At 69.9% G+C, this 12,184-nt stretch carries 11 protein-coding genes and 1 pseudogene; 6 read left to right on the forward strand and 6 right to left on the reverse strand.

Annotated features, from left to right (window positions below):
- Positions 1-16: 16 nt before the first annotated feature.
- Positions 17-286 carry a 30S ribosomal protein S15 gene (gene rpsO, locus FHX68_RS12195; RefSeq protein ID WP_005048780.1) on the forward strand — a complete coding sequence of 90 codons (270 nt, stop codon included), beginning with the start codon at positions 17-19 and terminating at the stop codon, positions 284-286.
- A gap of 85 nt (positions 287-371) precedes the next feature.
- On the opposite strand, the gene FHX68_RS12200 is transcribed toward rpsO, so the two are convergent.
- Positions 372-1,382 carry an isopenicillin N synthase family dioxygenase gene (locus FHX68_RS12200; RefSeq protein WP_141379860.1) on the reverse strand — a complete coding sequence of 337 codons (1,011 nt, stop codon included), beginning with the start codon at positions 1,380-1,382 and terminating at the stop codon, positions 372-374.
- Between the two features lie 70 nt (positions 1,383-1,452).
- Positions 1,453-2,493 (reverse strand): annotated as a pseudogene (locus FHX68_RS12205) (acyltransferase family protein); the annotation flags it as partial.
- A gap of 185 nt (positions 2,494-2,678) precedes the next feature.
- On the opposite strand from FHX68_RS12205, the gene FHX68_RS15280 reads away from it, so the two are divergent.
- From FHX68_RS15280 to FHX68_RS12215, 3 genes are all read left to right on the forward strand, one after another.
- Complete coding sequence (locus FHX68_RS15280; RefSeq protein ID WP_170214198.1) at positions 2,679-3,527, forward strand: hypothetical protein; 849 nt, start codon at positions 2,679-2,681, stop codon at positions 3,525-3,527.
- Positions 3,528-3,712: 185 nt separating this feature from the next.
- Positions 3,713-4,918 (forward strand): LLM class flavin-dependent oxidoreductase, encoded by a 1,206-nt coding sequence (locus FHX68_RS12210; protein ID WP_342353572.1) that lies wholly within the window; start codon positions 3,713-3,715, stop codon positions 4,916-4,918.
- Positions 4,915-5,598: an FMN reductase gene (locus FHX68_RS12215; protein ID WP_141379862.1), complete on the forward strand. Its 684-nt coding sequence runs from the start codon at positions 4,915-4,917 to the stop codon at positions 5,596-5,598. The genes FHX68_RS12210 and FHX68_RS12215 overlap by 4 nt, the downstream gene beginning before the upstream one ends.
- Positions 5,599-5,614: 16 nt before the next feature.
- On the opposite strand, the gene FHX68_RS12220 is transcribed toward FHX68_RS12215, so the two are convergent.
- The 3 genes from FHX68_RS12220 to FHX68_RS12230 are packed head-to-tail and all read right to left on the reverse strand — an operon-like array spanning position 5,615 to position 8,321.
- Entirely contained in the window at positions 5,615-6,337 is a 723-nt protein-coding gene (locus tag FHX68_RS12220) for a gamma-glutamyl-gamma-aminobutyrate hydrolase family protein (protein WP_141379863.1), read from the reverse strand.
- A 53-nt stretch (positions 6,338-6,390) separates the two neighbouring features.
- Entirely contained in the window at positions 6,391-7,062 is a 672-nt protein-coding gene (locus FHX68_RS12225) for a response regulator (RefSeq protein WP_141379864.1), read from the reverse strand.
- Positions 7,059-8,321 (reverse strand): sensor histidine kinase, encoded by a 1,263-nt coding sequence (locus tag FHX68_RS12230; RefSeq protein ID WP_141379865.1) that lies wholly within the window; start codon positions 8,319-8,321, stop codon positions 7,059-7,061. Before FHX68_RS12230 ends, FHX68_RS12225 begins: the two co-directional genes overlap by 4 nt.
- 134 nt (positions 8,322-8,455) lie before the next feature.
- On the opposite strand from FHX68_RS12230, the gene FHX68_RS12235 reads away from it, so the two are divergent.
- Positions 8,456-9,904, forward strand: coding sequence for a cation:dicarboxylate symporter family transporter (locus FHX68_RS12235; RefSeq protein WP_141379866.1), 1,449 nt, complete (start codon positions 8,456-8,458; stop codon positions 9,902-9,904).
- 67 nt (positions 9,905-9,971) lie between these two features.
- On the opposite strand, the gene FHX68_RS12240 is transcribed toward FHX68_RS12235, so the two are convergent.
- Positions 9,972-10,154 (reverse strand): DUF5302 domain-containing protein, encoded by a 183-nt coding sequence (locus FHX68_RS12240; protein ID WP_141379867.1) that lies wholly within the window; start codon positions 10,152-10,154, stop codon positions 9,972-9,974.
- Positions 10,155-10,433: 279 nt separating this feature from the next.
- On the opposite strand from FHX68_RS12240, the gene FHX68_RS12245 reads away from it, so the two are divergent.
- A partial coding sequence (locus FHX68_RS12245) for a polyribonucleotide nucleotidyltransferase (RefSeq protein WP_141920257.1) occupies positions 10,434-12,184 on the forward strand: 1,751 nt, incomplete at its 3' end.

Genomic DNA, 12,184 nt, shown 5'->3' on the forward strand with positions numbered 1-12,184 from the left:
AGAGAGGGGATCACCTATGGCACTGGAAGCAGACGTCAAGAAGGCGATCATCGAAGAGTACGCGACGCACCCCGGTGACACCGGATCCCCCGAGGTGCAGGTCGCGATGCTGACGCAGCGCATCAAGGACCTCACCGAGCACCTCAAGGAGCACAAGCACGACCACCACTCGCGTCGTGGTCTGTTCCTCCTGGTCGGTCAGCGTCGTCGCCTCCTGGGTTACCTCCAGGACATCGACATCAACCGCTACCGGTCGCTCATCGAGCGTCTGGGCCTGCGTCGCTGAGCATCAGCGTCTAGCGTTCAATCGCGCGAAACATTCTTGGAGAGCCGCCCCACGGTGTGGGGCGGCTCTCGTCGTCCTCGGATGCCTAGGCGCGGGCGGCGACGAGGTCGGCGTGCCAGCGCTCGGCCACGTCGGGGTGGGCGCGCAGGCGCGACTTCAGGGCGTTCTCGCCGTAGAGGGCGTGGATTGGGTTCGTCGGGTCCTGCGTCACGCCGCGGGCCTGCGCGGCGAGCTCGGGGGGCAGCTCGATCAGCGGCAGCCGGGCATCGAGCGCCGGGTTGAAGAAGTACGGCACCGAGATGCGGTCATCCGGGTAGCGCGGCGAGACGACGCGATGGTTCGTCGCGATGAGGTAGCCGCCGGTCGCATACTCGAGCATCTCGCCGATGTTGACGACGAAGGCGCCCGGCACCGACGGGGCATCCACCCATTCGCCGCCCCGCTGCACCTGCAGGCCGCCCTTGCCGGGCTCGACCCAGAGCAGCGTCAGCACGCCCGAGTCCTTGTGCGCACCGACGCCCTGGACGGGCTCCGCCTCGCGCGATCCGGGGTAGCGGACGATCTTCAGCAGCGTCGCCGGCTCGCCGAAGTGCTCGTCGAAGTACGTCTCGGGCGCGCCGAGCGCGAGCGCCCACGCACCCAGGAGCTTGCGGGCGACGCCCGCGAGGTGCTCCTGCCATTCGGTCGCGACGTCGCGCAGCTCCGGCTGCGCCGCCGGCCACAGGTTCGGTCCGATCAGCCGGGCGAAGTCGGGCGCCTCGGCATCCGTCACCGCGTCGCGCTCGGGCCCGATGTCGATCTGCTCGCGCCAGTCGATCTCGCCCTGCGTGCGCTCGCCGCCGACGCGCGTGTATCCGCGGAACTGGGGACTGTTCACGTTCTCGATCGCGAGTTTGTCGGCCTCGTCGAGCTCGAAGAACTCCCGCGCCGTGCGGTGCAGGCGCGCCTCGAGCTCGGGCGTGACGCCCGTGCCGGTCAGGTAGAAGAACCCGACGTCGTGCGTCGCCGCGCGCAGCTGTTCGCGGAAGGATGCCGCGGCGTCGGGCCCCTGGTCGAGCAGCGACAGGTCGAGGACAGGCAGGTTCAACTCGCTCATGCGACGAGGCTAAGCGGATGCCCGGGCATCCGGCTCCTGTGTTTCGCCGGATTACTCGCCCGGCCCTCGATCAGGTGCGTGGGCGCTTCGATCCGGTCGGGTCGGATCGCCGGCCCTCGCGCGCGGCGAGCGCCGGGTCGGCGAACAGCCAGGCCGGGCGGGGTTCGACGAGCGGGCGGAAGACGGCGCGCACGGGCTTCATCGCGAGCACGAGCGCGATGACGACCGACAGGACGATCACCGCCGGCAGCCACAGCCAGGTGGGCTCGGCGTTGCGCAGGATGTCGGTCTCGCGGAAGGGGTAGAGCACGAACGAGTGCAGCAGGTACACGTACATCGTGTACTGGCCGAAGTGGGTCCACCAGTACGTGCCGCGGGGGATGAGCGCGAAGAACGCGACCGAGAGCACGATCGCGATCGCCATGAGAGCGAGACGCACGGCGCCCGACCACCACGGACCGCCGAGCTCGTCGTAGCTCGCGTCGTAGAAGAGCCACTCGCGGAGGTTCACGGCGCGCCAGGTGTCGACATAGAACCACGCGATGAAGCCGCCGACCGCGAAGGTCAGCACGGCGAGCGCGCGCACCCACCAGCGGCGCCGGCGCAGCAGGTCGAGCCGGGCGACGATGTCGTGGTGCGCGAGCTACCAGCCGAGCGTGAAGAACGGCAGCAGCCCGAGGGTGCGCGACAGCGACAGCGTCGAGTCGATGTTGCCCCAGTACCCCGCGGTGACCGAGATGAGCACCGTCCACACCAGCGGGTAGCGCAGCAGCGCGAGATACGGCAGCACGAGTCGGAAGATCGCGAGCGCGAGCAGGAACCACAGCGTCCACGACGGGCGGGTGAGGTTCGGGTTCGCCTGGCCCTCGACGAGCCATTTCACGAGCGTCCACACCGTCTCGAAGATGACGTAGGGCACGACGATGTCGGTGATCACCCGCGCCATCTGGCGGCGACTGGGCGAGTCGGACTTCGAGAAGTACCCGGAGATGATCGCGAACGCCGGCATGTGGAACGCGTAGACGAGAAGGTACAGCCCCAGCGCGACGTCGCTGTCGTAGGTCAGCCGCTGCACCGCATGGCCGAGGACGACCAGCACGATGCACGCGAACCGGGCGTTGTCCTACAGCGGCACGCGTCTTCTCACCGTCGGGGCGCTCCCGGTGCGCGGGCCGTTGCGATCGCTCATCGCAGGCCACCCTATCCGCGCGCACGCGCATGTATCGCCGACGCCGCGCCTCGCCTCCTCACCCGTGAAGGAGACACCTTCGCCGTGATAACTGGGGGGTCATCACCATGTTCCATCGTCTGCACCTGCGGCCCGGGATGCCGCTGGCCGCCACCGCCGTGGCCGCCGTGCTCATCTTCGCTCCGGTCGCCGCGTTCGCCGAGGACGCCGTGACCGTCTTCGCCGGCGCCGACGCCGACGCCGACGCCGCACCCGCACCGGCCGCCGCACCCGTTGCACCGGCCGCCGCACCCGTGGCGCCCGCCGCGCTCCCGGCGCCGGGCGACCCGTGCGCGCCCGCCGTCTGCATCGACAACGGCACGGTCCTGCTGGCGGTCAATCCGACCGGCGAGCTGAACACGCGCGACGGCACCGGGTCCGCCGCGGGCCCCGGCGACGCGGGGCTGGAGTATCTGCCGACCGGCAACGACTCCACCTCGCCAGGCTGCCTGTGCGAGGGCTGGGGCGTGGGCGACCCCGCCTCGGGCGTCTGGGGCGGCGCGAACCTCGCCGAGCTCGGCCCGGGCGGGCGGCACCTCGAGCTCGAGTCGTTCGACCACACGGCCTCGACGGCGTCCTCGGTCGTCCGGGTCCTCGACGGCGGGGGATCGCCGTTCCTGCGGGTCACCCACGAGTACACGTTCGTCTTCGCGTTCGGCAAGGTCGGCGGCGCGCCGATCTTCGGGCCGGTGCCGACCGAGGAGCAGCCCGCACCGGCCGCTCCGGTCGCCGCCCCCGCAGCGCCGGTCGTCGTCGCGGCCGCGGCCGAGGCGGCGGCCGTCGAGGCACCCGCCGCGCAGCTGGCCGTCACCGGCGGCGACGCGTCGGCGACTCCGCTGCTCCTCGCCGCCGGGGTGTTCGCGCTCCTCGCTGGGGCCGGTGCGGTCGCCGCATCGGGGATGCGCCGCCGGCACTGACCGAGGAGAATGGACGGGTGGGGACGCCTCGGCATCCACCCGTCCGTTCTCGCGCGGGACGGCCCGGGAATATCGTGGACAGGCCTGCGTTGCACCAGATACATTCATGTGCATGTATTGGATGCCGAGGCATCCGGAGAGTCAGGATCATCGTGAGCGAGAACACCCCCGCGGGCCCGCAACAGATGCAGTTCGGCATCATGACGGTCAGCGACATCACCCAGGACCCGATCTCGGGGCACACCCCGAGCGAGGCGGAGCGCATCCAGGCCTCCGTCACGATCGCCAAGCACGCCGAAGAGGTCGGTCTCGACGTCTTCGCTGTCGGCGAGCACCACAACCCGCCGTTCTGGTCGTCCTCGCCGACGACGACCCTCGCCTACATCGCCGCGCAGACCGAGCGGATCATCCTGTCGACCTCGACGACGCTCATCACGACGAATGACCCGGTGAAGATCGCCGAGGACTACGCCATGCTGCAGCACCTCTCCGGCGGGCGCATGGACCTCATGATGGGACGCGGCAACACCGGCCCGGTCTACCCGTGGTTCGGCAAGGACATCCGCCAGGGGCTGCCCCTCGCGATCGAGAACTACGCCCTGCTGCACAAACTGTGGCGCGAAGACGTCGTCGACTGGGAGGGCAAGTTCCGCACCCCGCTGCAGGGCTTCACCGCGACCCCGCGGCCCCTCGACGGCGTGGCGCCGTTCGTGTGGCACGGATCGATCCGCACGCCCGAGATCGCCGAGCAGGCCGCCTACTACGGCGACGGCTTCTTCGCGAACAACATCTTCTGGCCCGCCGAGCACTACCAGCGCCTCATCGGCCTGTACCGCCAGCGCTGGGAGCACTACGGCCACGGCGCCCCCGAGACGGCGATCGTCGGCCTCGGCGGCCAGGCGTTCATGGCGAAGAACTCGCAGGATGCCGTGAACCGGTTCCGCCCGTACTTCGACAACGCCCCGGTGTACGGCCACGGCCCGTCGCTCGAGGACTTCAGCGAGATGACGCCTCTGACCGTCGGCTCGCCGCAGCAGGTCATCGACCGCTACGCCGGCATGCGCGACCTCTACGGCGACTACCAGCGGCAGCTCTTCCTTATGGACCACGCGGGGCTTCCGCTGAAGACGGTGCTCGAGCAGCTCGACATCCTGGGCGGTGAGGTCGTGCCCGTGCTCCGCCGTGAGCTCGCGCAGAACCGCCCGGCGAACGTGCCGGATGCCCCGACGCACGCCGCGCTCGTGAAGGCGACGTACGGCGACGGACCGAGCCGCCAGGCCACTCCGCGGGCGAACCGCGGCGACAACCTGTCCGGCCCCTCGCCCTACCAGGACGTGCCAGCTCCCGCCGGTGCCGCGTTCGGCACGGCCGCCACGGGCGGTGCGCGATGACCGCCGGGGCGCAGAGCCGCCGCATCGCCGTCGTCTCGGCGGGGCTGTCGAACCCCTCGTCGACGCGGATGCTCGCCGACCGGCTCGCGGCCGCGACGGTCGCACAGCTCACGGGGCTCGGCATCGAGGCATCCGTCGACACGATCGAACTGCGCGACCTCGCGCACGACATCACGAACAACCTGCTCACCGGGTTCGCCCCGGCGCCGCTCGAATCGGCGATCAACACGGTCGTCTCGGCCGATGCGCTGATCGTCGTGACGCCGATCTTCTCGACGAGCTACTCGGGGCTGTTCAAGTCGTTCATCGACGTGCTCGACCCCGACGCGCTCACCGGCATGCCGGTGCTGATCGGGGCGAACGCGGGCACCGCCCGGCACTCGCTCGCGATCGACTACGCGATCCGGCCGCTGTTCGCCTACCTGCACGCGGATGCCGTGTCGACGGGCGTGTTCGCCGCGTCGAGCGACTGGGGCTCGGCGGCGGATCAGGTCGCCCCGCTGAGCGCGCGCGTCGACAAGGGTGCGCGCGAGCTCGCCGAGGCCGTCGCGCGTCTGGAGCCCGCCACCGGCGGCGACCCGTTCGACCCGGAGAACTACCTCGGTAGCTTCCAGCGGCTGATGGGCGGTGACGCCGCCTCGGGCGGCGGCCACCTGCTCGGCGGCCTCGCCGGCGAGTAGCCCGCCCGCGCGATCCTCAGCGCGCGGCGAGGCGCCCCGCGTGCACGAGGTCGGCGAACACCGCGAAGGGGGCGGCCGCGAGATGCGCGGGCGTCCCCTCCGCCTCGGGGTGCCACTGCACCGCGATGATCGGCAGGCTCTCGTGCTCGACGGCCTCCACCACCCCGTCTTCGGCGACGGCGGTCGCCACGAGGCCTGCCCCGAGGGCGCGGACGGCCTGATGGTGCCCCGATGCGACCGGCACGGTGTCGGCGTCGACCTCGGCCCGCAGGCGGGATCCCGCGGCGACCGCGACCGGATGCCACGCCCACTCCAGGTCACCGCAGCCGTCGTCGCCGGGGGAGTGCCGCACGGCGGATTCGGGGAGGTCTTCGACGAGCGTGCCGCCGAACGCGACGTTGAGCACCTGCAGCCCGCGGCAGACCCCGAGGATCGGGATCCCCGCCTCCGCGGCGGCGCGGGCGATGCCGAGATCGAGGTCGTCCTGCTCGGCGTTGACGTCGTAGACGGATGCCGCGGTGTCGCCCCCGTACCGGGCCGGATCGAGGTCGCCCCCGCCGGGGAGCACGACGCCGTCGAAGCCCGCGAGGTCGACCGAGCGGACGACCACGACATCCAGCTCTTCGGCTCGCACGAGCGCCGCGACGTCGTCGAAGATCGCGTTGGCGAGCCCGACACGGGCATCGGCCCCCTCGGCATCGGACAGTCGGGCGGGCATGGCGATTCGGGGTGCACTCACCTCCCTATTGTCGAGCACGGAGAGGCCGTGTCGGGCAGGGGCGAGCTCGCCGCTCACCGCCAGCGGTACTCGGTCTCCGGCCGGCCCTGGCCGCGGTAGCGAGCCGCACGCTCCACACGTCCCGAACTCGCGAGGTGTTCGAGGTAGCGGCGCGCGGCCACCCGCGACATACCCAGCGCCGCAGCCGCTTCGCTGGCCGAGAGCGCACCGCCCGCGCGCACCGCCTCGGTCACGCGATCGAGCGTGTCCGGAGACAGTCCTTTGGGTACTCGGATGGATCCGGTCGCTCGCGACGCGGAGAGCAGCGCGTCGATCTCTTCCTGCGTGGAGGGTCCCGCTGTGTCGCGTGCGCGGCGATGGTAGTCGCGATATTGTGCGAGGCGTTCGCCGAAGGCGGCGAAGGTCACCGGCTTGACGAGGTATTGCACGACGCCCAGTCCTACCGTCTGACGCACCGCTTCGGCATCGCGCACACCAGTGACGGCGATCACGTCCACGGAGCTCCCTCGCGCGCGGATGTGGCGCAGCACGTCGAGGCCGGTGCCATCGGGCATCGTCATGTCCAGCAGCACGAGATCGACCGCAGGTCCGTCAAGGACGGCGGAGATCGCTGCCCGCGCGCCCGAACACTCCGCCACGACCTCGAAGCCGTCCATCCTGCCCACGTAGGTGCGGTGCAGCTCCAGGGTGAGAGCGTCATCGTCGACGAGAAGGACGCGGATCATGAGGCCTCCGTGGGGAGGACGACGCGGAACGTCGTCGGCGTGCCGTCGAGGAGGACCAGGGACCCCCTGAGCTCCTCCACCACCGACCGGGCCAGGGCGAGACCGACCCCGCGCCCCTCGGCGCCCGTCGGTTTGGTGGAGAACCCGCGTTGGAAGATCCGTTCGCGCAGGTCGTCGGCGATGCCTCGCCCGCTGTCGGCGACCTCGATCAGCAGCTCGTCGCCGGAGGTCCGCTCCAGCCGCACCCTCACCCACCGAGGCTCCGCACCTGCCGCGGCGGCGTCTACCGCGTTGTCGAGCAGGTTGCCCACCAGCGCCACCTGGTCGATCGGGCTCAACAGCGACCGTGGCGCATCCGCCGCGACGTCCACGATCAGCTCGATGCCGCGCTCGGCCGCCTGCGAGGTCTTGCCCAGGAGCAGAGCTCCCACCGTCGCGTCCCCCTCCGAGCGGGCGGCGACGCGATCGACCAGTGACTGGCTCTGCCGCGCCGAGGTGCTGAGCATCTCGATCGCCTCGTCGGTGCGGCCGAGTTCGAGCAATGCGACCGCGGTGTGGAGGCGGTTGCCGTGCTCGTGGGTCTGTGCGCGCAGGGCCTCCCCGAGGGTGCGCATCGATTCCGCGGAGGCGAGGGTGTCGCGGATCGCCCCCGCGGGGAGGTCGCCGGCCACCCGGCGCGTCAGGCGGCGCGCCAGGAGGGCTCCCACCACACCCGCACCGACCAGGGCTGCTCCGATGCCCACCGCCGCCAGCAGGCGTGGCAGGAGGGCGGCGGCCACGGTGTCGACGGTGACTCCGACCGAGACCCACCCCACCACGGTCCCGTCCGAGAGCACCGGCACGATCGTGCGCAGCGAGGGGCCGAGGGTGCCGGTGAACTGCTCGGTGAGCACTGTCGGTCGGTCGGGAATGGTGCCGATGTAGAGCCGGCCGATCTCCTCGGGATTGCGGTGTGTGAGGCGGATGCCCTCGGCATCCATGACGGTGACGAAGTCGACCCGCGCCTGTGTCATCACTTCCTCCGCCCGTTCCTGCAGTCGTGCGGCCGCCGCACCGTCGCCGGTGAGCGCGGCACGCACGTCGGGGGCGTGGGCGAGCGTCTGCGCCACCGCCTGGGTCACCCGCTCGGCCTCGGCCCGCCCTGCCCGCTGCCCTTCGAGGAGCAGAAGTCCGGAGGTGAGGAGGGCCACCACGGCCATGGTCACCACCAGCGTGACGAACACCAGTGACGCCGCACTGCGTCGCCGCGCTCGCCCCATCGCGATCCTCCTCATCGGTCTGCGACCAATACGACCACAAATCGCTCCCCACGGGGAGCAGGCGCAACCTAGGACGCGTCGGCGCCGACGGAGGTGCCGAAGGAACAACGACCGTTCACCTCACGGAGGCACTCATGGCCCTCACGAACTCCTTCCGACTCCCCGGCTACAACTGGCGCCGCGGCAAGCAGTCCTGGGACAAGCACACCTGGCTGTACGTTTCGGTGATCCTCGCCGTGGTGCTGGGGGCGACGGTGGGTCTCATCTGGCCCGAGTTCGCCGTCGGGCTCGAGCCACTGGGCAAAGGATTCGTCAGCCTCATCAAGATGATGATCGCCCCCATCATCTTCTGCACCATCGTCGTGGGGGTGGGGTCGATCGCCAAGGCGGCCACCGTCGGCAAGATCGGCGGCCTCGCCCTCGGCTACTTCATGCTGATGTCCACCTTCGCCCTGGCGATCGGGCTGGTGGTCGGCAACATCATCCACCCGGGCGAGGGTCTGAACATGCAGTCGGCCACCTACGACACGCAGTCGCTGGGCGAGGCCAAGACCACCACTGAGTTCGTGCTCGGCATCATCCCGACCACATTCTTCTCCGCTTTCACCGGAGAGAGCGTGTTGCAGGTGCTGTTCATCGCTCTCCTCGTCGGTTTCGCGTTGCAGGGAATGGGCACCAAGGGTGAGCCGATCATGTTCGCCGTCAAGCAACTGCAGACGCTCGTCTTCCGGATTCTCGGGATGATCCTCTGGCTCGCCCCGATCGGCGCGTTCGGTGCGATCGCCGCCGTCGTCGGCAAGACCGGCGTCGCGGCGATCGTGAGCCTCAGCATCCTGATGGTCGCCTTCTACATCACCTGCATCGTCTTCATCGTCGGGGTGCTCGGCACGCTGCTGTGGGTCGTGGCGCGCATCAACATCTTCAGCCTCATGAAGTACCTCGCTCGCGAGTACCTGCTCATCGTCGGCACTTCATCGAGCGAATCGGCGCTGCCACGTCTGATCGCCAAGATGGAGCACATCGGCGTGTCCAAGCCGGTCGTGGGCATCACCGTGCCGACGGGGTACTCGTTCAACCTCGACGGCACGGCGATTTACCTCACCATGGCCTCGCTGTTCATCGCGGCAGGCATGGGTGCCCCCATGTCGATCCCCGAGCAGATCGGTCTGCTGGTCTTCATGATCATCGCCAGCAAGGGTGCGGCCGGTGTCACCGGCGCCGGGCTTGCCACCCTGGCGGCGGGCCTCCAGGCATACCGCCCCGACCTGGTCAACGGTGTCGGAGTGATCGTCGGAATCGACCGGTTCATGTCGGAGGGGCGCGCCCTGACGAACTTCACCGGAAACGCGGTGGCGACGGTGCTCATCGGCACCTGGACGAAGCAGTTCGATCGCGAGCGGGCGCTCGCCGTGCTGTCGGGCAACGCGCCGTTCGACGAGGCGACGCTCTCCGGCGACCATCACGACGGAATGTCGACGGCGACGGATGCGGTGGGAACGCAGGGTCTCGGCCAGGCCGCCCTGGAAGAGGCTTCGCAGAAGCAGGAGCGGGCGCGGCGCCACGCGGTGGGGGAGACGATCTGAGCTCCGACACACACGAGGACGGCCCGGCGATCGAGATGATCGCCGGGCCGTCCTCGTTTCGCCGAGTTCAGCCGCTCTTGCGGCGGAACTCGCGCTTGGTCACCGCGGCGTGGGTGCCGTGGACCGCGGAGTCCCCGTCGAGGTGGGCCTCGCCGCTGCGGTGCTGGGCGTTCTTCTTGTCGAGCGCCTCCTTGAACTTGCGCTTCAGGTCGTCGGACGCCGCGGACGCGGCGGTGTCGTCAGTGCTCATGTGCCCACGATACGTCCGGGCGTCGCAATACGCACGGGAGAAAGGTGCCTGGTAGGCTTGAGCGGGGTTCTCGACGCTCTCGTCGAAGACCCTGGAGCAGGCCGGCAGGAAGCTGGTCCCCTGTGGTGGGTTCCCGTCTCGAACGGTGGCTTTCTACTGGTGGCCAGTGCTGACGGTTCCGCGGCGAAGTCGCGCGTCTGGATCTGCCTGTTCCTGCTCCTTCGCACGATCTCGTGCGCGAAACGCGCGTGCGAGTCTAAACAAAGAAGGAGAGACCTCTTGGAAGGTCCAGAAATCACCGCCGCTGAAGCCGTTCTCGACAACGGCCGCTTCGGCACCCGCACCATCCGCTTCGAGACCGGCCGCCTCGCCCAGCAGGCGCAGGGCGCCGTCGCCGCCTACCTCGACGAGGAGACGATGATCCTGTCGGCGACCTCCGCCGGCAAGCACCCCCGCGAGGGCTTCGACTTCTTCCCGCTGACGGTCGACGTCGAAGAGCGCTCGTACGCCGCGGGCAAGATCCCCGGCTCGTTCTTCCGTCGCGAGGGCCGCCCCTCCACCGAGGCGATCCTCGTGTGCCGCCTCATCGACCGCCCGCTGCGCCCGTCGTTCGTCGACGGCCTCCGCAACGAGGTGCAGATCGTCGTCACGGTGCTCTCGATCGCGCCGGGCGAGTTCTACGACGCGCTCGCGATCAACGCGGCATCCCTGTCGACGCAGATCTCGGGTCTGCCGTTCTCCGGTCCGATCGCGGGCGTCCGCCTCGCGCTCATCCCCGGCCACGGCGAGCACGCCGACCAGTGGGTCGCGTTCCCCAACGCCGCGCAGGTCGAGGAGGCCGTGTTCGACCTCATGGTCGCCGGTCGCGTCCTCGAAGACGGCGACGTCGCGATCATGATGGTCGAGGCCGAGGCCACCGAGAACAGCTGGAACCTCATCAAGGGTGGCGCCACCAAGCCCTCCGAAGAAGTCGTGGCACAGGGCCTGGAGGCATCCAAGCCCTTCATCAAGGAGCTCGTCGCGGCGCAGAACGTCGTGGCGAACACCGCCGCCAAGGAGATCCAGCCCTACCCGGTCTTCCCCGCGTACACGCAGGAGACCTACGACTTCGTCGCGGGGCGCGCCTACGACCGCCTCGTGCCGGTGTACCAGATCGCCGACAAGATCGAGCGCCAGAACGCCGACGACGCCATCAAGGACGACGTCAAGGCGCAGCTGGTCGCCGCCGTCGAGGCGGGCGAGCTGCCCGCGTCGGCGCTCGCCGAGTTCAGCGGGGCGTACAAGTCGGTCACCAAGACGATCGTGCGCGGCCGCATCCTCAGCGAGGGTGTGCGCATCGACGGCCGCGGCCTGGCGGACATCCGCCCGCTGGATGCCGAGGTCCAGGTGATCCCGCGGGTGCACGGCTCGGCGATCTTCCAGCGCGGCGAGACCCAGATCCTGGGTGTCACGACGCTGAACATGCTCAAGATGGAGCAGCAGATCGACTCGCTGTCGCCCGTCACGCACAAGCGCTACATGCACCACTACAACTTCCCGCCGTACTCGACCGGTGAGACCGGTCGCGTCGGATCGCCGAAGCGTCGCGAGATCGGGCACGGCTTCCTCGCCGAGCGCGCCCTCGTGCCGGTGCTGCCCAGCCGCGAGGAGTTCCCGTACGCGATCCGTCAGGTCTCCGAGGCCCTCGGCTCCAACGGCTCGACCTCGATGGGCTCGGTCTGCGCGTCGACCCTGTCGCTGCTGAACGCGGGTGTGCCGCTGCGCGCCCCCGTCGCCGGCATCGCGATGGGCCTCGTCTCCGACCAGGTCGACGGCCAGACCCGCTACGCGGCGCTGACCGACATCCTCGGCGCCGAAGACGCCCTCGGCGACATGGACTTCAAGGTCGCGGGCACGAGCGAGTTCGTCACGGCGATCCAGCTCGACACGAAGCTCGACGGCATCCCGTCGTCGGTGCTGACCGCCGCGCTCACGCAGGCCAAGGAAGCGCGCATGACGATCCTCGGCGTGCTGAACGCCGCGATCGACGA

The sequence above is a fragment of the Microbacterium lacticum genome (genome assembly GCF_006716815.1).
In the GTDB taxonomy this organism is placed as follows: Bacteria; Actinomycetota; Actinomycetes; order Actinomycetales; family Microbacteriaceae; genus Microbacterium; species Microbacterium lacticum.